20 protein-coding genes are annotated in these 22997 nt (G+C 60.8%); 16 read left to right on the forward strand and 4 right to left on the reverse strand.

Features of this window, described 5'->3' with window-relative positions; translation table 11 throughout:
* Position 1: 1 nt before the first annotated feature.
* The 3 genes from hslV (at position 2) to G471_RS0103495 (ending at position 2838) form a co-directional block, all read left to right on the forward strand.
* Positions 2-538, forward strand: coding sequence for an ATP-dependent protease subunit HslV (gene hslV, locus G471_RS0103485; RefSeq protein WP_028994104.1), 537 nt, complete (start codon positions 2-4; stop codon positions 536-538).
* Positions 535-1878: an ATP-dependent protease ATPase subunit HslU gene (hslU, locus tag G471_RS0103490; RefSeq protein WP_425387146.1), complete on the forward strand. Its 1344-nt coding sequence runs from the start codon at positions 535-537 to the stop codon at positions 1876-1878. The genes hslV and hslU overlap by 4 nt, the downstream gene beginning before the upstream one ends.
* Before the next feature lie 87 nt (positions 1879-1965).
* Positions 1966-2838: an AEC family transporter gene (locus G471_RS0103495; protein ID WP_043420806.1), complete on the forward strand. Its 873-nt coding sequence runs from the start codon at positions 1966-1968 to the stop codon at positions 2836-2838.
* Here the strand turns inward: G471_RS0103495 and G471_RS0103500 are convergent.
* Genes G471_RS0103500 through lptM form a run of 3 tightly spaced genes read right to left on the reverse strand, consistent with a single transcriptional unit; the run spans position 2835 to position 4590 of the window.
* Positions 2835-3197: an RNA-binding S4 domain-containing protein gene (locus G471_RS0103500; protein WP_081700095.1), complete on the reverse strand. Its 363-nt coding sequence runs from the start codon at positions 3195-3197 to the stop codon at positions 2835-2837. The genes G471_RS0103495 and G471_RS0103500 overlap by 4 nt on opposite strands.
* A gap of 8 nt (positions 3198-3205) precedes the next feature.
* Positions 3206-4465 (reverse strand): diaminopimelate decarboxylase, encoded by a 1260-nt coding sequence (lysA, locus tag G471_RS0103505; protein ID WP_028994108.1) that lies wholly within the window; start codon positions 4463-4465, stop codon positions 3206-3208.
* Positions 4462-4590: an LPS translocon maturation chaperone LptM gene (lptM, locus tag G471_RS18600; RefSeq protein WP_081700079.1), complete on the reverse strand. Its 129-nt coding sequence runs from the start codon at positions 4588-4590 to the stop codon at positions 4462-4464. Before lptM ends, lysA begins: the two co-directional genes overlap by 4 nt.
* Before the next feature lie 41 nt (positions 4591-4631).
* Here lptM and cyaY point away from each other — a divergent pair, with 41 nt between their 5' ends.
* Complete coding sequence (cyaY, locus tag G471_RS0103515) at positions 4632-4949, forward strand: iron donor protein CyaY (RefSeq protein WP_028994109.1); 318 nt, start codon at positions 4632-4634, stop codon at positions 4947-4949.
* On the opposite strand, the gene G471_RS0103520 is transcribed toward cyaY, so the two are convergent.
* The gene (locus G471_RS0103520; protein WP_028994110.1) at positions 4950-7277 is read right to left on the reverse strand and encodes a penicillin-binding protein 1A; all 2328 of its coding nucleotides are present in this window, start codon (positions 7275-7277) and stop codon (positions 4950-4952) included.
* A 159-nt stretch (positions 7278-7436) separates the two neighbouring features.
* On the opposite strand from G471_RS0103520, the gene G471_RS0103525 reads away from it, so the two are divergent.
* The 12 genes from G471_RS0103525 to G471_RS0103580 all read left to right on the forward strand — a co-directional run bounded on the left by G471_RS0103525 (position 7437) and on the right by G471_RS0103580 (position 22978).
* Positions 7437-8522: a pilus assembly protein PilM gene (locus G471_RS0103525; protein ID WP_081700080.1), complete on the forward strand. Its 1086-nt coding sequence runs from the start codon at positions 7437-7439 to the stop codon at positions 8520-8522.
* Positions 8519-9082 (forward strand): PilN domain-containing protein, encoded by a 564-nt coding sequence (locus G471_RS0103530; RefSeq protein ID WP_028994112.1) that lies wholly within the window; start codon positions 8519-8521, stop codon positions 9080-9082. The genes G471_RS0103525 and G471_RS0103530 overlap by 4 nt, the downstream gene beginning before the upstream one ends.
* Positions 9079-9753 (forward strand): type IV pilus inner membrane component PilO, encoded by a 675-nt coding sequence (locus tag G471_RS0103535; protein WP_043420661.1) that lies wholly within the window; start codon positions 9079-9081, stop codon positions 9751-9753. Before G471_RS0103530 ends, G471_RS0103535 begins: the two co-directional genes overlap by 4 nt.
* A gap of 29 nt (positions 9754-9782) precedes the next feature.
* A complete protein-coding gene (locus G471_RS0103540) occupies positions 9783-10295 on the forward strand; it encodes a pilus assembly protein PilP (protein WP_081700081.1) in 513 nt (170 codons plus the stop codon).
* Positions 10292-12454: a type IV pilus secretin PilQ gene (locus tag G471_RS0103545; protein ID WP_028994115.1), complete on the forward strand. Its 2163-nt coding sequence runs from the start codon at positions 10292-10294 to the stop codon at positions 12452-12454. Before G471_RS0103540 ends, G471_RS0103545 begins: the two co-directional genes overlap by 4 nt.
* Before the next feature lie 79 nt (positions 12455-12533).
* A complete protein-coding gene (locus tag G471_RS0103550) occupies positions 12534-13064 on the forward strand; it encodes a shikimate kinase (protein WP_028994116.1) in 531 nt (176 codons plus the stop codon).
* Positions 13064-14146, forward strand: coding sequence for a 3-dehydroquinate synthase (gene aroB / locus G471_RS0103555; protein WP_028994117.1), 1083 nt, complete (start codon positions 13064-13066; stop codon positions 14144-14146). Before G471_RS0103550 ends, aroB begins: the two co-directional genes overlap by 1 nt.
* A 183-nt stretch (positions 14147-14329) precedes the next feature.
* Complete coding sequence (gene gltB, locus G471_RS0103560; RefSeq protein ID WP_028994118.1) at positions 14330-18967, forward strand: glutamate synthase large subunit; 4638 nt, start codon at positions 14330-14332, stop codon at positions 18965-18967.
* Positions 18967-20436, forward strand: coding sequence for a glutamate synthase subunit beta (locus G471_RS0103565; protein WP_028994119.1), 1470 nt, complete (start codon positions 18967-18969; stop codon positions 20434-20436). The genes gltB and G471_RS0103565 overlap by 1 nt, the downstream gene beginning before the upstream one ends.
* A gap of 93 nt (positions 20437-20529) precedes the next feature.
* Positions 20530-21264, forward strand: coding sequence for a YEATS-associated helix-containing protein (locus tag G471_RS0103570; protein ID WP_028994120.1), 735 nt, complete (start codon positions 20530-20532; stop codon positions 21262-21264).
* A gap of 29 nt (positions 21265-21293) precedes the next feature.
* Positions 21294-22652, forward strand: a complete 1359-nt coding sequence (glmU, locus tag G471_RS0103575; RefSeq protein WP_028994121.1) for a bifunctional UDP-N-acetylglucosamine diphosphorylase/glucosamine-1-phosphate N-acetyltransferase GlmU — start codon at positions 21294-21296, stop codon at positions 22650-22652.
* On the forward strand, positions 22652-22978 hold the full coding sequence (locus G471_RS0103580; protein WP_028994122.1) for a hypothetical protein: 327 nt from the start codon (positions 22652-22654) through the stop codon (positions 22976-22978). Before glmU ends, G471_RS0103580 begins: the two co-directional genes overlap by 1 nt.
* The last annotated feature ends 19 nt before the right edge of the window (positions 22979-22997 follow it).

Genomic DNA, 22997 nt, shown 5'->3' on the forward strand with positions numbered 1-22997 from the left:
CATGGAGCAATATCACGGCACGACGATCCTGTCGGTGCGCCGGGGCAATGTCGTCACGATGGGCGGCGACGGTCAGGTGACGCTGGGCAATATCGTCATCAAGGGTACGGCGAAAAAGGTTCGCCGCTTGTATCAGGGCAAGATCCTCGCCGGTTTTGCCGGCGGCACTGCCGATGCCTTCACGCTGTTCGAGCGTTTCGAGGCCAAGCTGGAAAAGCATCAGGGGCATTTGGTGCGTTCGGCGGTCGAGCTGGCCAAGGACTGGCGCACCGACCGTGCACTGCGTCGCCTGGAAGCGATGTTGTCGGTGGCCGACCGCGAATCGTCGCTGGTCATCACCGGCAACGGTGACGTGCTCGAGCCCGAATACGGCATCGTCGCCATCGGTTCCGGTGGCGCCTACGCGCAGAGCGCGGCGCGGGCGCTGCTGGAAAACACCGAACTGAGCCCGCTGGAGATCGTCACCAAGTCGCTGGAAATTGCCGGCGACCTGTGCATCTACACCAATCGCAACTTCACGCTGGAGACGCTGGAATGAGTGGCGCCACGATGACCCCGAAGGAGATCGTCTCCGAACTCGACAAGCACATCGTCGGCCAGAATGCGGCTAAGAAGGCGGTGGCTATCGCCCTGCGCAACCGCTGGCGGCGCGCTCAGGTCGCCGAGCCGTTGCGTCAGGAAATCACGCCCAAGAACATCCTGATGATCGGCCCGACCGGTGTCGGCAAGACCGAGATCGCCCGCCGTCTGGCGCGGCTGGCCGATGCGCCTTTCATCAAGGTCGAGGCGACCAAGTTTACCGAGGTCGGCTACGTCGGCCGCGACGTCGAGACCATCATCCGCGATCTGGTCGACATGGCGATCAAGGGCCACCGCGAGCGGGCCATGAAGGCCAACCGCAATCGCGCCGAGGATGCCGCCGAGGAGCGCATTCTCGACGCCTTGCTGCCGCCGGCCCGCAGCCCCGGTTTCTATGCTGAAGACTCGGCGGCGAATAGCGATAACGCGACGCGCCAGAAATTCCGTAAAAAGTTGCGCGAGGGCGAACTCGACGACAAGGAGATCGACATCGAGCTTGCCGCGCCGGCGATGCAGGCCGAAATTTTCGCGCCGCCGGGCATGGAGGAACTGACCCAGCAGATTCAGGGCATGTTCCAGAACATGGGCGGCGGCAAGAAGAAGTCGCGCAAGCTGAAGATCAGCGAAGCGTTCAAGCTGCTGACCGACGAGGAAGCGGCGAAGCTGGTCAATGACGAGGAAATCAAGCTGGCGGCGGTCAAGGCGGTCGAGCAGAACGGCATCGTCTTCATCGACGAGATCGACAAGGTGGCCAGCCGTTCCGACGTGCAGGGGGCCGACGTATCGCGTCAGGGTGTGCAGCGCGACCTGCTGCCGTTGGTCGAGGGGACGACGGTGTCGACCAAGTACGGCATGATCAAGACAGATCACATTCTCTTCATCGCTTCCGGCGCCTTTCACCTGTCCAAGCCGTCCGACCTGATTCCGGAACTGCAGGGTCGTTTCCCGATCCGCGTCGAGCTCGATTCGCTGTCGGTTGCCGATTTCGAGTGCATCCTGACCCAGACCGATGCCTGCCTGACCAAGCAATACCAGGCGTTGCTGGCGACCGAAGGCGTCAGTGTCGAATTTGGCGCGGACGGGATCCGGCGCATGGCCGAAATCGCATTCCAGGTGAACGAGAAAACCGAGAACATCGGCGCCCGTCGCCTGCATACGGTGATGGAAAAACTGCTGGAAGAGGTGTCTTTCGAGGCTGGCAGGATCGGCCTGGACAATATCTCGGTCGATGCCGCCTACGTCAATGAAAAACTTGGCGAAGTGGCGGCTGACGAGGATCTGTCGCGTTACGTCCTCTAAGGACTATCCCCGATTGGCGGGCGGCTGCCTTGCCCGCACAATCGGCTTCCCATTCCTTGCCGAGACCGAATCGTGGACGAAAGCAGCCTGACCTTCCGCCTGCTGGCGATCCTCTTTCCGATTTTCGGCATCGTCGCCGCCGGCTATTTCTACGGCCGCAAGCACAAGCCGGAAATGGCCGTGGCCAACCGGCTGAACATGGACGTTTTCGTGCCGGCGCTGGTGTTCGCGGCGATGGCCGGCAAGTCCTTCGATCTCGCCGCCTACGCGCCCTTGGCGCTCGGTGGTTTCATCGTGCTTGCCGTCTGCGGCCTGCTTGCCTGGCCGATTGCCCGCTTGTGCGGTGTCCAGGCGAAGACGCTGGCGCCGCCGATGATGTTCAACAACTCCGGCAACATCGGCCTGCCGCTGGCTGTCCTCGCCTGGGGCGAAGCGGCACTGCCGGCGGCGGTGATCCTGTTCATGGTCGAGAACACCCTGCATTTCTCCTTCGGCGCCAGGTTGCTCGACCCGAAGACGCGCATCCTGATGCTCTGGCGCATCCCGGTGGTGTTTGCCGCGATTGCCGGCTTGGCCGTGGCAGTGCTGAAGATTCCCGTCTGGCAACCGCTGGTCATCGCCATCAAGATGCTCGGTGACGTCTCGGTGCCGCTGCTGCTGTTCTCGCTCGGCGTGCGCATGACTGATGTTTCCTTTGGTGAATGGAAACTGTCGGTCGGCAGCGCGCTGCTGCGGCCGCTGGCCGGCATGGTCATCGCCTACGGGGTGATTCAGTTGCTTGGCCTGGAAGGGCGTGATGCAGCGATGCTGCTGGTGTTCGGTGCCTTGCCGCCGGCCGTGCTCAATTTCCTGTTCGCTGAGCGTTACCAGCAGGAGCCGCAGCGGGTGGCGTCGATCGTGCTGGTCGGTAACCTGGCTGCGCTGATCTTCCTGCCGCTGGCCCTGGCGCTGGTTCTTTAGCCCAGACGATCCATCTGCCGCCGGTCGCGTTTGGTTGGCCGGCCGTGGATTTCGGCCGCGGGTTCCTGGGTGAACTTGCGCCGCATCTGCTCGGCTTCGCGCGCGGCGATGCTCTCCGGCGTTTCCTCGTAGAGCAGGCGCGCTTCCGGTGCCGGCCCGCGCTTGTCGGACAGGCCGAGGATCGTCACTGTCCAGCGGGTGTCGCCGTTGCAGATGTCGAGGCGGTCGCCGACCTTCACGTCACGCGCCGGCTTGGTCGGCGCGCCGTTAAGCTTGACCTTGCCGCCGCCGACCGCATCGGTGGCCAGGCTGCGCGTCTTGAAGAAGCGCGCAGCCCACAGCCACTTGTCGATGCGGATACCAGCCACTACGGCAGGACGGATTCGCCGGCGTAGAGCTGTTCGACGGTCTCGCGCCGGCGGATGACGTGTACCTGCTCGCCATCGACCATGACTTCAACGGCGCGCGGCCGGGTGTTGTAGTTCGAGGCCATGGCCATGCCGTAGGCGCCGGCCGACATCACGGCGAGCAGGTCGCCCGGCTCGATATTCAGCGGCCGTGCCTGGCCGAGGAAATCGCCGGTTTCGCAGACCGGGCCGACGACGTCGTAGTCGCGCGTGGCACCGGCGCGCGGCACCACCGGGTCGATGTCGTGCCAGGCTTCGTACAGTGCCGGGCGCATAAGGTCGTTCATTGCCGCATCGATGATGGCGAAGTTCTTGGCCTCGCCTTCCTTGAGGAATTCGACGCGGGTGAGCAGCAGGCCGGCGTTGCCGACCAGGCGGCGGCCCGGTTCGAGCACGACCTTGAGGCCGCGGTTCTGCAGCTTGTCGAGCAGAGGATTCAAGTAGGAAGCGACGGTAGGCTGCACCTGGTCGGCGCGGTACTTGATGCCGAGGCCGCCGCCGAGGTCGATGTGATGGACCTGAATGCCTTCGGCCGCGAGCTGGTCGATCAGCGCCAGGATGCGATCGAGCGCTTCGGCGAATGGCGATGGATCGAGGAGTTGCGAGCCGATGTGGCAGTCGATGCCGGCCACCGCGATGTTCGGTAGCGCGGCGGCGCGGCGGTAGAGCGCCAGCGCGTCGTCGTAGGCGACGCCGAACTTGGCTTCCTTGAGGCCGGTCGAGATGTAGGGGTGGGTCTTCGGGTCGACGTTCGGATTGACGCGCAGGCTGACCGGCGCCTGCTTGCCGAGCTGGCCGGCAACTTCGTTGAGGCGCTCGATTTCCGGGATCGATTCGATGTTGAAGCAGAAGATGCCGGCTTCGAGCGCCAGCTTCATTTCCGCCGCCGTCTTGCCGACGCCGGAGAAGACGACCTTCTGCGGGTCGGCACCGGCCGCCAGCACACGCTGCAACTCGCCGCCGGAAACGATGTCGAAACCGGCGCCGAGACGGGCGAACAGGTTGAGGATGGCAAGGTTGGAGTTGGCCTTGACGGCGTAGCAGACAAGCGCGCCGGCACCGGCCGGATGGGCGCCGAGGACGTCGTGAAACTCCTTCAGCGATTCGCTCAGGGCGGCACGGGAGTAGACGTAGGCCGGCGTGCCGAATTGTTCGGCGATGGTCGGCAGAGCGACGGATTCGGCGTGCAGTACGCCGTTCTTGAGGGCAAAGTGGGTCATCGGGCGGGGCTGCGTTGAGCCGTGCTACCATCTGCCGCGCCGCCCTTGGGCGGTAATTCGAGCGGGCCCTTCATGCCGCAGGCGGCAAGGCTCAGGATGATCAGTACGGCAGCGATTCTGGACATGTTTGGGTCGCGGGCGGCGAAGTTGAGGATGTTAGCACACCATGGATGACAGCGAATTCAATGTCCAGGCCGAGCAGGCCATGAGCAGGATCGAGGCGGCGCTGGAGGCCAGTTCGGCAGATATCGATTTTGAGTTGGCGAGCGGTGGTGTGATGGAAATCGAGTTTGCCGACGGCAGCAAGATCATCGTCAATCGACATGCGGTGGCCCGGGAAATCTGGGTTGCCGCGCGCAGTGGTGGTTTTCATTTTCGCTGGAACGGGCAGACCTGGTGCGATACCCGTGATGGCGTCGAGTTGATGGCGCGCTTGTCTGTGCTCGCCAGCCAGCAGGCTGGCGAGTCAGTCGTGCTTGGGTAGTCAGTTGTTGCCCATGAGTTGACGCAATTCGGCCGGTCGGCCGTCGGGGGCTGGTGCGGCTCCCGCAGGGCTTTGCGGCTGGGTCGCATTTTCTCCCGGCAGATTTTCGGTGTAGACGTGGCTCGTGGCTGCGCCAGCCTCATTGGTCAGTGCACTCAGTCCGCCAGGCATCATGGGGAGTTGCTCCGGAACCTTGCGTAGGGCGGTGTTCATGTAGCCGATCCAGATCGGCAGCGCGGCGACGCCGCCGGTTTCACGGTTGCCGAGCTTTTTCGGCTGGTCGAAGCCGACCCAGGCGCAGCCGGCAACGGTCATCTGGTAACCGCAGAACCAGGCATCGACGTACTCGTTGGTGGTGCCGGTCTTGCCGGCGAGATCGCGTCGTTTCAGTTGGGTCGACGCGCGGGCAGCGGTGCCGTAGATGGTGACATCGCGCATCATCGAGTCGGTCAGGTAGGCATTGCGCGCGTCGATGGCGCGAATCGATTCGTCGCCAGCCTGCAGTGGGCTGGCCATGGCAACGACCTGATCCTTCTCGTCACGGATTTCGCGCACGACGTAAGGCGTCACGCGATAGCCGCCGTTGGCGAATACTGCATAGCCGGAAACCATCTGCCAGGGGGTAACCGATCCGGCGCCGAGGGCCATGGTGAGATAAGGCGGGTGCTTGTCAGCGTCGAAGCCAAAACGGGTGACGTAATCCTGCGCGTATTGAGGGCTGATCGCCTGCAGCAGGCGTATCGAGACCATGTTCTTCGATTTGGCCAGGGCGGCGCGCATGGTCATCGGTCCTTCGTACTTGCCATCGTAGTTTTTCGGCGCCCAGGCCTGCGAGCCGGTTTCTCCCGCCGAGATCATGATCGGTTCGTCCTCGATCATGCTGCCCGGGTGAAAGCCTTTTTCCAGTGCGGCAGAGTAGATGAAGGGCTTGAAGCTGGAGCCGGGTTGGCGCCAAGCCTGGGTGACGTGGTTGAACTTGTTGCGGTTGAAGTCGAAGCCGCCGACCAGGGCGCGGATGGCCCCGTCGCCCGGCTCGATCGCGACAAACGCGGACTCGACTTCCGGCAACTGGCTGATCTGCCAGTGCCCCTTGGCGTCCTTGATTACCCGGACGATGGCGCCGCGCATGATGCGCTTTTTGGGGGGCGCCTTGTCGTCGAGCATGCGTGCCGCAAACTTGATCGACTCACCGTTCAGTGTGATCGTTTCGCCGCCTTTGACGTAGGCGCGGATGCTGCCGGCGTCGGCTTTCAGAACCAGTGCTGGACGGAGATCGCCGGCGTCGTTGATGTCCTGCAGCAGGACGTCGATGCCTTCGTCGTGCTCGGAGGTGATGTTGGTCATGTCCACATGGGCTTCGGCACCGCGGTAGCCGTTGCGCCTGTCGTAGGCGAGCACGCCTTCACGCAGCGCACGGTAAGCGGCCTCCTGTTCGTCCCGAATCAATGTCGTGTAGACCTTCATGCCACGGGTGTATACATCTTCTGGAAAACGCTCGGCAGCGATCTGGCGAGCCATTTCGGCGACGAATTCGGCATTGACGGCGTATTCGGAGAGCTCGCGCTTGATGATCAGGGGTTCCTTGAGGGCGAGCGCATGTTGCGCCTCGGTGATGTAGGAGAGTTCGAGCATCCGCCGCAGGACATATTCCTGGCGGATTCTGGCGCGTCTGGGATTGACGATCGGGTTGTATGCCGAGGGCGCCTTGGGCAAACCGGCCAGCATGGCCGCTTCGGCGATCGAGATGCTCTGGAGTGGTTTGCCGAAATAAATCTGCGCTGCTGCGCCGAATCCGTAAGCACGCTGGCCCAGGAAAATCTGGTTGATGTACAACTCGAGGATCTGGTCCTTGCTGAGATTGCTCTCGATCTTCAAGGACAGCAGGGCTTCATAGAGTTTCCGGGTGTAGGTCTTTTCGGTGGTCAGGAAAAAATTCCTGGCAACCTGTTGCGTGATCGTCGATGCTCCCTGCTTTTTTCCTCCGCTCAGCAGATTTGAGCTTGCTGCGCGAATGATGCCGGTATAATCGATGCCGATGTGCTGATAGAATCTATCGTCTTCAGCAGCCAGAATGGCTTGTTTCATTATCTCCGGCACATCGCCGATGGTCACGACGGCGCGACGTTCTTCACCGAACTCGCCGATCAGATGGCCGTCTGCCGTGTAGACCCGCAAGGGGACTTTCGGCCGATAGTCTGTCAGTACCTCAAGAGAGGGCAGGTTCGGGTAGGCCAGCGCGATAATGATGGCGGCAACTGCCACTGCGATGGCGATGAGTCCGGTGATGGCAAGGAGAGGATAAGTGAGCAGTCGAAGCAGGGGAGGCATTGGCACAGGCGGTGTGGCGACGGTGTTGGCATTATACGCTGTGGCAATTCACCGGGTATAAAAGTGCTTTACACTGTGAGGGCTTGTTGCTAGCATCTGAAGTGAATTATTGGTTCTTCTTCTAAGATCGTAATCTGTAAGGACTTTTCTGGGGGTGTGGTGGGCTTCGATATCTCCGCTTTGCTGAATCCGAAGGCGCGCCCTTTGCTCGGGCTCGATATCAGTTCGTCGGCTGTCAAGCTGGTTGAACTGACCGCCAACGGAAAGGAAGGGTATCGCGTTGAGCGCTACGCCATTGAGGTGTTGCCCAAAGACGCGGTATCGGATGGCAATATTGCCAATCTTGAGGCTGTGGTCGATGTCGTCAAGCGAGCCTGGAAACGTCTGGGAACCTCGACGCGCAATGTGGCCCTGGCGCTGCCTGCCTCTGCGGTCATCACCAAGAAAATCATTGTTCCGGCCGGTTTGCGGGAAGAGGACCTCGAGGTGCAGGTCGAGACCGAGGCGAATCAATACATTCCTTTTTCCATCGATGACGTCAATCTCGACTATCAGGTGCTTGGTCCGGCGCCGGCTGTGCCGGACGAGGTCGAGGTCCTGATCGCGGCTTCCAAGAAGGAACGTGTCGAGGACCGGGTGGCGGTTGCGGAAGCGGCCGGCCTGAAGGCGGTAGTGGTCGATGTCGAGTCTTACGCAACTTTGGCTGCTTTTGAGTTGATCGAGCGGCAGTTGCCGGAAGGTGGGCGGAATCAGGTCGTGGCCCTGATCGATGCCGGCGCAAACCTGATGAATCTGACGGTCATGCGTAACGGGGTGCAGGTCTATGCCCGCGAGCAGGCCTTCGGCGGAAGTCAGCTGACGCTGGATATTTCGCGCCATTACGGCATGTCCCTCGAAGATGCCGAAGCGGCAAAGCGTTCGGGAAATCTGCCTGAAGGCTATGAAGCAGAATTGTTGAATCCCTTCATGGAAAACCTGGCGCTGGAAGTGTCGCGGGCGCTGCAGTTCTTCTTCACTTCGACCCAGTTCAATCAGGTGGATCATGTCGTCCTGGCCGGTGGTTGTGCCGTCATTCCGGGTATTGACGAGGTCGTGGCCACGCGTACGCAATTCAATACGCTGATTGCCAATCCTTTTGCCAACATGCTTCTGTCGGATCGGGTCAGGGCGCGCAGTCTGCTCGCCGATTCGTCTTCGTTGATGGTTGCGTGTGGCCTGGCGTTGCGGAGGTTTGATCCAGCATGATACGCATCAACCTGTTACCGCATCGGGAAGAGGCGCGTAAGGCAAGGCGCGAACAGTTCTATGTCCTTGCCGGTCTGATCAGCGTCCTGGCAATCGTCGCGATTTTTGCCATCTATTCCTTGATCGATGCCCAAATCGAAGCGCAGGGCAGAAAGAATGACTTCCTGAAGCAGGAAATCGCTCTGCTGGACAAGCAGCTGGAGCAGATCAAGCGGCTTCGCGAACAAACCCAGGCCTTGCTGGCGCGTAAGCAGGTCATTGAGGATCTGCAGCGTGATCGCGGGGAAACCGTGCATTTGCTCAGCGAATTGGTGCGCCAGGTGCCCGAGGGGGTCTATCTGAAGTCCCTGAAGCAGGAAGGGGTCAATGTCAATGTCACTGGTTATGCCCAGTCGAATGCCCGGGTTTCCGCGTTGATGCGCAACATCGAAGGCTCCTCATGGATGGAGAACCCGCGTTTGATCGAAACCAAAGCGGTGGTACTCAATGGGCGCCGGGTTAACGAATTTGGCATGGACTTCACCTTGAGCCGTGCGGCGGTCGAGGAGAAACAGCAATGAAATCCAAGTCGCTTGCCTTGCCCGAAAAACTGCGCCAGGTTGATTTCCAGGCGGTCCTGGATGATTTTCGCCATCTGAATCCCAACGATCCGGGTGCTTGGCCTTTGGTTCCCAAGGTCACGATACTGGTCGGCTTGTTTTTTGCATTGTTGTTGGCGGGTTGGTGGTTCGTCTGGAACGATCAGCTGACTACTCTGGAAAGCCGGGAGAGCGAGGAGCTTGCGCTCAAGGATCAGTTTCTGCTGAAAAAGCGACAGGCAATCAATCTGGATCTTTACACCCAGCAACTCGCAGAAATTGATCGCTCCTTCGGTGCCTTGCTGAAACAGCTGCCGAACAAATCCGAAGTCGAGGCTTTGTTGATTGAAGTCAACCAGGCAGGTCTCGGGCGTGGGCTGCAATTTGAACTATTCCGGCCGGGGAGCGAGGTGGCCAAGGATTTCTACGCCGAATTGCCGGTGACGGTGAAAATCAATGGTTCGTATCACGATATTGGCGCGTTTGCTGCAGACATTGCCAAGTTGCCGCGTATCGTGACGCTGAACGGCATATCGGTCATGCCGCTGAAGGGTGGCGATTTGACGCTGGACGCGACGGTGAAGACGTTCCGCTACCTTGATGAGAGTGAAGTTGCCCAGCAGAAACGTCCGGAAAAGGGAGGTGGAAAGTGAGACTTCCGCTTCTGGTATCAGTATGTGTAATGCTTGTAGCCTGCTCTGGCGGCGATCACGAGGATTTGCGGCAGTGGATGGACGAAAATACCCGTGACCTGCGTGGTCGGGTGACTCCGATCCCGGAAGTGACACCCTACGAGCCCGTACCTTACGAAGTGAATGACCTGGTGGCGCCATTTACGGCCAGCAAGATCGAGCCAGATTCGAAATTCCGCCAGGGGGCTGGCAAGGGAGGGCAGTATCAGCCGGATTTCGAGGCCAGGGAACAGCGCAATAGCGTACTGGAAAAGTACCCTCTGGAATCGCTGACGATGATCGGTCACATGATCATCAACAACCGTCCGATCGCGGTGATCAAGTATGAGGATAGCGTCAGGCAGGTGAAGGTCGGCGACTATTTGGGGCTGGATTTCGGCATGGTGACCGAAATTGCCGAGAACGAACTGAAATTGCGGGAATTGATTCAGGATTCTGCCGGGGAGTGGAGCGAACGCCAGAGTTCGCTGTACCTGCAGACCACGGAGGGGAGCGGTAAATGAAATTGTTCAACTACGCAGTGGCGATTGCGGCGACCTGCCTTGTGGCGGCCTCTCCGGTCCGGGCGGAAAAGCCGGCAGCAAATGCGATCGAGGCGGTCAATGTCGCCCAACAAGGCAATGAGACGGCGGTGAAAATCGATCTGCGCGAAGCACTGGCGACGCCTCCGGCCGGGTTTGCTGTGGCCAATCCGGCACGTATTGCTTTCGACTTTCCGTCTACGGCAAACGCCTTGGGAAAAACCACGCAGGTGCTGAATGAGGGCGATTTACGCAGCGTCAATGTCGTTCAGGTGGCGGACCGTACGCGCTTGGTGCTCAACCTTGTGCGCAACATGAATTACCGTACGCGTATCGACGGCAAATCCCTTTATGTGACCCTTTCGCCGATTGAGCGTCTCAGTGATACGGTTGCCGAGCGAACGGTCCGGTTTGCCGAGGAAAGTGTCGTTGGCGCCCGTCATGCCGTTCGTGATGTCATGTTCCGCCGCGGACGCGATGGTGAAGGGCGGGTGCTGGTCGACCTGAGTGATGCCGGCACCGGAATTGATATTCGCAAACAGGGACCTAACCTGATTGTTGATTTCATGAAGACGAGCTTGCCAGATCACTTGCGTCGCAAGCTCGACGTCACCGATTTTGCGACACCTGTTGTCGGTGTCGAAACGCGCAGCATCGGCGAGAACGTGCGCATGACCATTTCGCCAAAGGGTTTGTGGGAACACAATGCCTATCAAACCGATAACCAGTTCGTGATCGAGGTCAAGAAGATCGTCGAAGATCCGAACAAGCTGGTTCAGGGAAGCAAGATCGGTTATCAGGGACCACGCGTCAGCATCAATTATCAGAACGGTGACGTTCGGGCTCTGCTGCGTCTGATGGCCGAGGAGTTGGGTCTGAATGCAGTGATCAGCGAGACCGTCACCGGGACGACGACCCTGGTTCTCAAGGATGTTCCGGCGGATCAGGTTATCGATATCATCTTCCAGCAAAAAGGGCTGGACATGCGCAAAAACGGCAACATCGTCATGATTGCGCCGCGTGATGAGATTGCCACACGCGAGAAGCTCGAGTTCGAATCGCGCCAGCAAATCAGTGAACTCGAGCCCTTGCAGATGGAACAGTTTGTATTGAATTACCAGCGCGCTGTCGATGTGGCCAAATTGTTGGCAGGAGATACTTCCTCGGATCAGGGTGGGGCGACCTCAACGCAGCGTATCCTCAGCAAGCGGGGTAATGCGGTCGCGGATCCGCAATCGAATATCCTGTTCGTCAACGACATTGCCACCAAGCTGGATGAAATTCGGACATTCATCAGGACGATTGATGTCGGCGCACGTCAGGTGCTCATTGAAGCGCGTATCGTTGAGGCCAGCGATGACTTCAACAAGTCGATTGGTGCGAAGTTGAATTTGATCAATTCGAAGACGAGCAGCATCACAAATACAGGAATTAATTTTGTGGGCGGGAGTGTCAGGCCTGGAACCTATAGCTCGACGACAACCGATGGTGTCACAAAGATCACCTCGACAGAGCCAACGATAACTCAGACTCCAATGGGGGGGGTCAATCTGCCGTCATTCGAATCGACTGGTGGCACAATGGCTTTCTCTTTGTTCAATTCCGGTGCAACGAGAATTCTCAACATGGAGATTGCTGCACTTCAGGCTGACGGCTTGGGCAAGCTGATCTCCAGTCCGCGTGTGATTACAGCTAACAACGTGCGCGCCAAGATTGAAGACGGTACCGAGATTCCCTACGTGACCACCTCCAACAGCGGGGGGGTGGTTACACAGACGGTCAGTTTCAAGCCGGCCAAGCTCTCGCTTGAGGCAACGCCGCAGATTACGCCTGAGGGGACCGTCAAGATGGCGCTGTTAATCAAGAAGGAAGAGGCCGACTGGACGCGTGCTGTGCTGGGTAATCCGCCGATTAAAAGCTCCATTGTCGAGACTAATGTGGTTGTCGACAACGGCGGTACGGTGGTTGTCGGTGGTGTGTTCATCACCAATAACCAGTCCAAGGTTGAAAAAGTGCCGCTGCTCGGTGATGTTCCCTTCTTTGGCTGGTTGTTCAAGTTCAAGAACGATTTCGGGAATCGTCGCGAACTGCTGATTTTTATCACGCCGCGCATCATTTCTGAGAAGCTTCGTCTGGATTGATTTCTGGCAGGCGTAGAGGGAAAAGGCCGGCTTTGCCGGCCTTTTTTGTTCATTGGCCCGAGTCGGCTAGAATCGCGGCGTGAACACGCAAACCAACATCTATCTGGTCGGCCTGATGGGGGCCGGCAAAACGACGATCGGGCGCCAGTTGGCAAAGCGCCTGGAGAGAAATTTCTACGATTCCGACCACGAAATCGTGGCGCGTACCGGTGTGCCCATCCCCACCATCTTCGAGATCGAGGGGGAGGATGGTTTTCGCAAGCGGGAGCAGCAAACCATCGCGGAACTGTCGACGATGTCGAACATCGTGATGGCGACGGGGGGCGGGGCGGTATTGTCGGCGGAGAATCGCCGTTGCCTGCGCGAAAGTGGCTGGGTGGTGTACCTGAACGTGCCGCCCTTGATGCTGTATCAACGCACGCGAAATGACCGCAATCGGCCCTTGTTGCAGGTTGAGGATCCGCTGGCGCGCCTGGAGGCACTGCACGCGGAAAGGGACCCGTTGTACCGTGAAACGGCGAGTCTGGTGGTCGAGGGCGGACAACTGGTGGCCGCCGGGGTGGTGCAGCATTTATTGAGGGAGTTTGGTCGCCTATGTTCGAAAACCTGATGCGCACGCTTGAGGTGTCGCTGGCTGAGCGCAGCTATCCGATCCACATTGGCCCAGGCTTGCTTGATCGTGCTGATCTGCTGCTGCCTGCGATCAAGGCAAAGAAGGCTGTGGTTGTTACCAATGAAACCGTGGCGCCGCTCTATCTTGAGCGCCTGAGCAAGACTTTGCGTCAGGGCGGTGTGGTCGTTCAGACGGTGATTCTGCCGGATGGTGAGTCGTTCAAGAACTGGGAAACCCTGAATCTGATATTCGATGCCTTGCTGGGTACGCATTGCGAAAGAAGTACCCCGTTGATTGCGCTGGGTGGCGGCGTAATCGGCGACATGGGGGGCTTTGCTGCCGCCTGCTATCAACGCGGCATGCCGTTCATCCAGGTGCCGACGACCTTGTTGTCGCAGGTGGATTCATCGGTCGGTGGGAAAACGGCAATCAATCATCCGCTCGGAAAAAACATGATCGGCGCCTTCTATCAGCCTCGCCTCGTGCTGGCTGACATTGCAACGCTCGATACCCTCCCAGACCGGGAATTGAAGGCGGGTCTGGCCGAGGTCATCAAGTACGGTCTGATCCGCGATCCGGAATTCCTGGTCTGGCTGGAGACCAATATCGAGCGCGTGCTGGCTCGCGATCAGGCGGCCCTGATTCATGCGGTTGAGCGTTCCTGTGCCAACAAGGCGGAAGTGGTGGCGCGCGATGAGCGCGAGAGTGGCGAGCGGGCGTTGTTGAATCTGGGGCATACCTTTGGTCACGCAATCGAGACCGGGCTCGGTTACGGCACCTGGTTGCACGGCGAGGCGGTGGCTGCGGGCACGATGGTTGCATGTGAATTGTCGCAAATACTCGGGTGGCTGGTGCCGGCGGATGTGCGCCGGGTCAGGGAACTATTCTCCCGGGCTGGCTTGCCGGTTGTCGCGCCGCCCCTGGGGGTGGCGCGTTATCTCGAGTTGATGCGGCACGACAAGAAGGTGCAGGACGGACGCTTGCGTCTGGTTCTGTTGCAGGAGATCGGACGGGCGGTTTTGTCCGATGTGGCGAGCGACGAACAGATTGCCGAGGCCATCCGGAAGGCCGGCACCTGATTGGTGTTTGCCCGGCCGTGCGGGCACGGCATTGGTGCGGGCCAGTTGCTTGAATTAGAAGGCCTTGATCCGCTACAATCGACGGTTGCCTGTATTTTTGTGCATCTTCGGACGGTATGGCGTCGTCCGGCTTTTTCATGATTGGCCAAGGTCACGGCCAGCTTAGTTGAAGGAATGCGTGTGATGGAATCGGCTGTACCTGAGCGGCAGGGTCTCTACGACCCCGCCAACGAGCACGACGCCTGTGGCGTGGGCTTCGTTGCCCATGTCAAGGGCCAGAAGAGCCATGCGATCATCGAGCAGGGTCTGCTGATCCTGAAAAATATCGATCATCGCGGTGCTGTCGGTGCCGATCCCCTGCAGGGTGACGGCGCCGGTCTGTTGATCCAGATTCCGGACCTGTTCTACCGCGAAGAAATGGCGGCTCAGGGCGTGGATCTGCCGCCGGCCGGCGAGTACGGTGTCGGTATGGTCTTCCTGCCGCAGGAGGCCGCATCGCGCCACGCCTGCATGGAAGAGATCGAGCGTTCGATCGCTGCCGAAGGCCAGCGTCTGCTGGGCTGGCGCGACGTGCCGGTCAATGCCGAAATGCCGATGTCGCCGACGGTCAAGGCCACCGAGCCGGTGATCCGCCAGGTCTTCGTCGGTCGCGGTCCGGACGTCTTCGTCACCGATGCCTTCGAGCGCAAGCTGTACATCATCCGCCGTCGCGCCGCCAACGCGATCAAGTCGCTGCACCTCAAGCACGGCCAGGAATTCTACGTGCCGTCGTTCTCTGCGCGCACCGTCAACTACAAGGGGTTGCTGCTGGCCGATCAAGTCGGTGAGTATTACCTCGACCTCCAGGACAAGCGCACTGTTTCGGCGCTGGCCCTGGTGCACCAGCGCTTCTCGACCAATACCTTCCCGACCTGGGATCTGGCGCATCCGTTCCGCTACATCGCCCACAACGGCGAAATCAACACCGTGCGCGGCAACGTCAACTGGTTCAAGGCGCGTGAGCAGGCGATTTCCTCGCCCATCCTCGGCGACGACCTGAAGAAGGTGTGGCCGCTGCATTACCCCGGTCAGTCCGACTCGGCTGCATTCGACAACGCGCTCGAACTGCTGGTCATGGGTGGCGGCTATTCGCTGGCCCAGGCGGTCATGCTGATGATCCCGGAAGCCTGGGAAAAGCACGCGCTGATGGACGAGAGCCGTCGTGCCTTCTACGAATACCATGCCGCCATGATGGAGCCGTGGGACGGTCCCGCTGCCGTGGCCTTCACCGACGGTCGCCAGATCGGCGCGACGCTCGACCGTAACGGCCTGCGTCCGGCGCGTTACCTGGTCACCGACGACGACTTCGTGGTCATGGCCTCGGAATCCGGCGTGCTGCCGATTCCCGAGAAGAAGATCGTCAAGAAGTGGCGCCTGCAGCCGGGCAAGATGTTCCTGATCGACATGGAGCAGGGCCGCATCATCGACGACAAGGAACTCAAGGATTCGCTGGCCAACGCCCGTCCGTATCGCGAGTGGATCGAGAAAATTCGCATCAAGCTCGACGAAGTGCCGGCCGCCGACGAAACCTGCGCCACGCCGCCGGCGTCGCTGCTCGATCGCCAGCAGGCCTTCGGCTACACCCAGGAAGACACCAAGGTCATCCTTGAGCCGATGGCGACCAACGGCGAAGAGCCGACCGGCTCGATGGGTACCGACTCGGCGCTGCCGGTGCTGTCGAAGAAGAACAAGACGCTGTACGCCTACTTCAAGCAGTTGTTCGCCCAGGTGACCAACCCGCCGATCGACCCGATCCGCGAGGAACTGGTCATGTCGCTGGTGTCCTTCATCGGGCCGAAGCCGAACCTGCTCAATACCGTCGACGTCAATCCGCCGATCCGCCTCGAGGTCTCGCAGCCGGTGCTGACCTGCACCGACATCGAAAAGCTGCGCAACATCGAAAAATACACCTCGAACAAGTTCCGCTCGTTCGAACTCGACATCTGCTACCCGGTGGCCTGGGGCAAGGAAGGCATCGAAGCCCGTCTCGCCTCGCTGGCAGCGGATGCTGAAGATGCCGTCCGTTCCGGTGCCAACATCCTGATCGTCTCCGACCGCAAGGTCGATGCCGAACACGTCGCCATCCCGGCGCTGCTGGCCACCTCGGCCATCCACCAGCACTTGGTCAAGCAGGGCCTGCGCACCAGCACCGGCCTGGTCGTCGAAACCGGTTCGGCACGCGAAGTGCACCACTTCGCCCTGCTCGGCGGTTTCGGTGCCGAAGCCGTGCACCCCTACCTGGCGCTGGAAACCATCAGCGGCATGGCCAAGGGCGATGCCGAGAAGGCCGACAAGTACGTCAAGAACTTCATCAAGGCAGTCGGCAAGGGCCTGTGCAAGGTCATGTCCAAGATGGGCATCTCGACCTACATGTCCTACACCGGCGCTCAGATCTTCGAGGCCATCGGCCTGAAGAAGGACCTGGTCGACAAGTACTTCACCGGCACCCCGTCGAACATCGAGGGTATCGGCCTGTTCGAAGTGGCCGAGGAAGCCATCCGCCTGCACGACGAAGCCTTCTCCGCCGACCCGGTGCTGGCCAACATGCTCGACGCCGGCGGCGAGTACGCCTTCCGCATTCGTGGCGAAGAGCACATGTGGACGCCGGATTCGATCGCCAAGCTGCAACATTCGACCCGTTCCGGCAAGTACGAAACGTACAAGGAATACGCCAAGCTGATCAACGACCAGACCAAGCGTCACCTGACGCTGCGCGGCCTGTTCGAGTTCAAGCCGCAGGGCGAAGCCATTCCGCTCGAGGAAGTCGAATCGGCCAAGGAAATCGTCAAGCGTTTCGCCACCGGCGCCATGTCGCTCGGCTCGATCTCGACCGAAGCGCACACCACGCTGGCGATTGCCATGAACCGCATCGGCGGCAAGTCGAACACCGGTGAAGGTGGTGAGGATGCCAAGCGCTTCCTGCCGCTGAAGGCCGGTCAGACCCTGTCGGAAATCGTCGGTGCCTCGCGCATCGAGCGCGATTACGTGTTCAAGGAAGGCGATTCGCTGCGCTCTGCGATCAAGCAGGTGGCTTCCGGCCGTTTCGGTGTCACTACCGAATACCTGGTCAATGCCGACCAGATCCAGATCAAGATGGCCCAGGGCGCCAAGCCCGGCGAAGGTGGTCAGTTGCCGGGCACCAAGGTGTCAGAGTACATCGGCAAGCTGCGTCACTCGGTGCCGGGCGTGACCCTGATCTCGCCGCCGCCGCATCACGACATCTACTCGATCGAAGACCTGGCTCAGCTGATCCATGACCTGAAGAACGCCAATTCGCAGGCCTCGATCTCGGTCAAGCTGGTGTCCGAAGTCGGTGTCGGCACGGTTGCTGCCGGTGTCGCCAAGGCCAAGGCCGACCACATCGTGATCGCCGGCTTCGACGGTGGTACGGGTGCTTCGCCGGTGTCGTCGATCAAGCACGCCGGTACGCCGTGGGAACTCGGTCTGTCCGAAACCCAGCAGACGCTGGTGCTGAACCGCCTGCGTTCGCGTATCCGCCTGCAGGTCGACGGTCAGATGAAGACCGGCCGCGACGTCGCCATCGGCGCGCTGCTCGGTGCCGACGAATTCGGCTTCGCCACCGCGCCGCTGGTCGTCGAAGGCTGCATCATGATGCGCAAGTGCCATCTGAACACCTGCCCGGTCGGCGTCGCCACCCAGGATCCGGAACTGCGCAAGCGCTTCTCCGGCCAGCCGGAACACGTCGTGAACTACTTCTTCTTCGTTGCCGAGGAAGTGCGCGAGATCATGGCCATGCTCGGCATCCGCAAGTTCGATGACCTGGTCGGCCGGGTCGACCTGCTCGACATGCGCGCCGGGATCGAGCACTGGAAGGCCAAGGGCCTGGATTTCACCAAGGTCTTCCATCAGCCCAAGGTGCCGGCCGACGTGCCGCGCCGCCATGCCGAAGGCCAGGATCACGGCCTCGACAAGGCGCTCGACCACAAGCTGATCGAACAAGCCAAGAAGGCGCTCGAAAAAGGCCAGAAGGTCCAGATCGAGACGAGCATCATCAACGTCAACCGTACCTGCGGCACCATGCTCTCGGGCGAGGTCGCCAAGCGCTACGGCAACGCCGGCCTGCCGGACGACACCATCCACGTCAAGCTGACCGGCACCGCCGGCCAGGCTTTCGGCGCCTTCCTGGCGCGTGGCGTGACGCTGGAACTGACCGGCGAAGGTAACGACTACGTTGGTAAGGGCCTGTCGGGCGGTCGCATCATCATCAAGCCGAGCCCGGATTTCCGCGGCGACACGCAGCACAACATCATTGTCGGCAACACCGTCATGTACGGCGCGACCGAAGGTGAGTCCTTCTTTGCTGGTGTCGGTGGCGAACGCTTCTGCGTGCGCAATTCCGGCGGCACGGCGGTTGTTGAAGGGGTTGGCGATCACGGTTGCGAATACATGACCGGCGGTACCGTCGTCGTACTCGGCATGACCGGGCGCAACTTCGCTGCCGGCATGTCGGGCGGCATTGCCTACGTGCTCGACGAGGATGGTAGCTTCAAGCACCGTTGCAACCTGGCTCAGGTGGCGCTGGAGAAGGTGGTTCCGGCAGCTCGTCATGTTGCCGGCGAACCGCTGCACCGCGACCAGGCCGACGAAGTCCAGCTCAAGGAGCTGATCACCCGTCACGCCGAGTACACCGGCAGCGCCACCGCCAAGCGCCTGCTCGCCGACTGGGAAGCCAGCCGCGAGAAGTTCGTCAAAGTCTATCCGCATGAATACAAGCGCGCCCTCACCGAGATGGCCGCCGCAGCACGCAAGGAGGCCGCATAATGGGCAAGCCGACGGGTTTCATGGAGTTCGAGCGCCTGGAAGAGGGCTACGAACCGGTTGAAAAGCGCCTGACCCACTACAAGGAGTTCGTCCAGACCCTGTCTGACGATAACGCCAAGACCCAGGGTGCGCGCTGCATGGATTGCGGCATTCCGTTCTGCAACAACGGCTGCCCGGTGAACAACATCATTCCGGACTGGAATGATCTGGTTTATCGCGGCAACTGGAAGCAGGCGCTGGACGTGCTGCATTCGACCAACAACTTCCCCGACTTTACCGGCCGCATCTGTCCGGCCCCCTGCGAAGCTGCCTGTACGCTGGGTATCAACGCAGCGCCGGTGGGCATCAAGTCGATCGAGCACTTCATCATCGACAAGGGCTGGGAAATGGGCTGGGTCGTGCCGCAGCCGCCCAAGGCCAAGACCGGCAAGAAGGTCGCCATCGTCGGTTCCGGCCCGGCCGGTATGGCCGCTGCCCAGCAACTGGCACGCGTCGGCCACGACGTGACCGTGTTCGAGAAGTCCAGCCGGATCGGTGGTCTGCTCGGCTTCGGCATCCCCGACTTCAAGTTGAACAAGTCGGTGATCGACCGTCGCGTCGCGCAGATGGAAGCTGAAGGCGTGGTCTTCCGGACCAAGGTCATCGTCGGTGACAAGGCCATCCCGGCTGGCATCAACAACGATGCCACCGAGACGGTTTCCGCCGCCCAACTGAAGAAGGATTTCGACGCGGTGATCCTGGCTGCCGGTTCCGAAGTGCCGCGCGATCTGCCGGTGCCGGGCCGCGAGTACAAGGGTGTTTACGCCGCGCTCGAATTCCTGATTCCGCAGAACAAGGAAGTCCAGCAGGGCATCAAGAATCCGATCAACGTCAAGGGCAAGCACGTCGTCGTCATCGGCGGCGGCGATACCGGCTCCGACTGCGTCGGTACCAGCTATCGTCACGGCGCCGCGTCGGTGACCCAGTTCGAACTGATGCCGGCCCCGCCGGAGCAGGAAGACAAGCCGCTGGTCTGGCCGTACTGGCCGCTGAAGATGCGCACCTCGTCGTCGCACAAGGAAGGTGAAACCGTGCGCGAGTTCGCCGTCGCCACCAAGGCCTTCGTCGACGATGGCCAGGGCAACGTCAAGGCCCTCAAGGCCGTGCGTGTCGAGTGGAAGGACGGCAAGATGAGCGAGATCGCCGGTTCGGAATTCGAGTTGCCGTGTGACGCTGCATTCCTCGCCATGGGCTTCGTCAATCCGGTCGCCAGCCTGCTCGACGCCTTCGGCGTGGACAAGGATGGCCGTGGCAACGCCAAGGCGACGACCGATGGCGAAGGTTGCTATCGCACCAACGTCGACGGCGTTTATGCTGCCGGTGATGTGCGTCGCGGTCAATCGCTGGTGGTCTGGGCGATTCGCGAAGGTCGTCAGGCCGCTCGCGAAGTCGATGCCTTCCTGATGGGAACGTCCGCCCTGCCCCGCTGATTTTTTCCGTGACACTATGGCAAAACCCCGCCGGTTTCGACCCGCGGGGTTTTTGTTTATGTGAAAATGTGGAATCGTTCCAAAGGGGGCAACATGAACAATAATTTACAAACGGCATTCCAGATCACCATGCCGGCAGGTGGCCTTGACGGTCACATGCTGCTGATTCTGGGGATCATGATCCTGGCCGGTATTCTGGGCGGCGCGGCGAATTATTTCCTGGCCGAGCGTCAGGCGGAGTCGGGCGGCAAAGACTGGATCAAGTACCCGGTGTTCGGCATGGTGGCGGCGCTCACCGTTCCACTTTTCCTGAACATGATTTCCAGCACCCTGCTCGAAGGGGCACGGACCAAGCCGGTCGATTTCTACGTCTTCGCCGGCTTCTGCCTGATTTATGTGGTCGCTTCACGACGCCTGTTCGAGAATCTGGCGCATCGTCTGCTCGGCCAGATGGAGCAGGTGCGCCGCGATGTCGGCCAGTTGCGCCAGAAACGCGACGAGGCACTGCTCGTGCCGGCCGCGAAGCCCGAACCGGAAGTGCCGAAAGCCAAGGAAGTCGATCCGCGCGAAGTCCTGTCGTACAACGATGTCGAAATCCTCCGTGCACTGGCTGAAGAAAGTTTCGTCTATGGCAATCTGGCCGGCGTCTGTGATCGTACCGGCTTGCCGCGCGAATTCGTCAGTCAGCGTCTGACCGTGATGAAGTCGCTCGGCGTGATCGAGACCCGGATCAACGACAAGAACGTGCTGCACTGGTTCGTCTCGCAGCGCGGCAAGGCCGTGCTGGATGAACTGCTGGGCACCCAGGGCGACCGCAAGAGCGCCTGAAAACCATTTCAAACAAGCAGAACGGCTTCATGAATATCGTCATTCTCGCTGCCGGACAGGGCAAGCGCATGCACTCGAACCTGCCCAAGGTCCTGCATACCGTCGCCGGCAAGCCATTGCTCGCCCACGTCATCGACACGGCGCGTACGTTGTCTCCGGAAAAACTGGTCGTCGTACGTGGCCATGGCGGCGATGTGGTACAGGCCAGTGTGGCGGCACCGGACATCGGCTGGGCCGAACAGGCGCAGCAACTGGGGACCGGCCACGCGCTGGCCCAGGCGCTGCCGCAACTCGGCGGTCCCGGACAGACCCTGGTGCTCTATGGCGATGTGCCACTGACCACGCCGGAAACCCTGAAGCATCTGCTGCATGCCGCCGGTGACGGCCTGGCTATCCTGACGGTCAACCTGGCCAATCCGACCGGCTACGGTCGCATCGTCCGCGATGCGGCTGGCCGGGTGTGCAGCATCGTCGAAGAAAAGGATGCGACGCTCGCGCAGAAGGCCATTGCCGAGGTCAATACCGGCATCATGGCGATGCCGACGGCGCGGCTGGGCGACTGGCTGGGTGCCTTGAAGAACGACAACGCCCAGGGCGAGTACTACCTGACCGACATCGTTGCCCTGGCCGTCGCCGAGGGCTTGCCGGTCAGTACCGCGCAGCCGGCGGGGGAATGGGAGGTGCTCGGGGTCAACAGCAAGGTCCAGCTGGCCGAACTGGAGCGCCAGCATCAGCGCAACATCGCCGACCGCCTGCTGGTCGCCGGGGTCCGTCTGGCCGATCCGGCACGCATCGATGTGCGCGGCACGCTGACCCACGGTCGCGATGTGGCGATCGATGTCGGTTGCGTTTTCGAGGGGGCGGTTGAGTTGGGCGATGCGGTTGAGGTCGGTCCCTACTGTGTGCTCAAGAACGTTCGCGTCGGTGCCGGAACGCGGATCGCCGCCTTCTGCCACTTCGAAGACGCGGTGATTGGTCCGGACGGCATCCTCGGGCCTTACGCTCGCCTGCGCCCGGGAACCGAACTGGGGCCGGAAGTCCATATCGGCAATTTCGTCGAGGTGAAGAAGAGCCGCATCGGCGCCCAGTCCAAGGCCAATCACCTGGCCTACATCGGCGACGCCGAGATCGGTCAGCGGGTCAATGTCGGTGCCGGCACGATCACCTGCAACTACGACGGCGCCAACAAGTTCAAGACCATCATTGAAGACGATGTCTTCATCGGTTCGGACACCCAGCTGGTGGCGCCGGTGACGGTGGGTCGCGGGGCAACGCTGGGCGCCGGAACGACGTTGACCAAGGATGCACCGCCCGATGCGCTGACCGTATCGCGGGCCAAGCAGATCACCCTGAGTGGCTGGCAACGCCCGGTCAAGGAGAAGAAGTAATGGATGTCTGGTTCATGACCTTTGCCATGGTCTCGTCGCTGCTGCTGGCCTGCGGTGCGGCGTTGCTGCTGGTCGGCTATATCAATACCCTGCCGGCGGCGCTGAATTTCGGCTGGCGCTTTGCAGTGCCGGTGATCCTGCTGCCGGTGGCCGGGCCCTTGTGGTTCGCGTGGACCCGGGGTGAGGAATTCCGCCGGGCGCGTTACCAGTTGATCGGTGCGCTTGTCCTGCTGGCGCTGGCGGCGCTCCTGATTCTTGGCTACGGCCCGTATTTTGCGGAACGACTGGTGGCGGAGATGGCCGAGGCAGCCAAGATGCGCTACTGAGCCTTCGTTTGACAATTTG

The organism is Azonexus hydrophilus DSM 23864 (assembly GCF_000429605.1).
Lineage (GTDB): Bacteria > Pseudomonadota > Gammaproteobacteria > Burkholderiales > Rhodocyclaceae > Azonexus > Azonexus hydrophilus.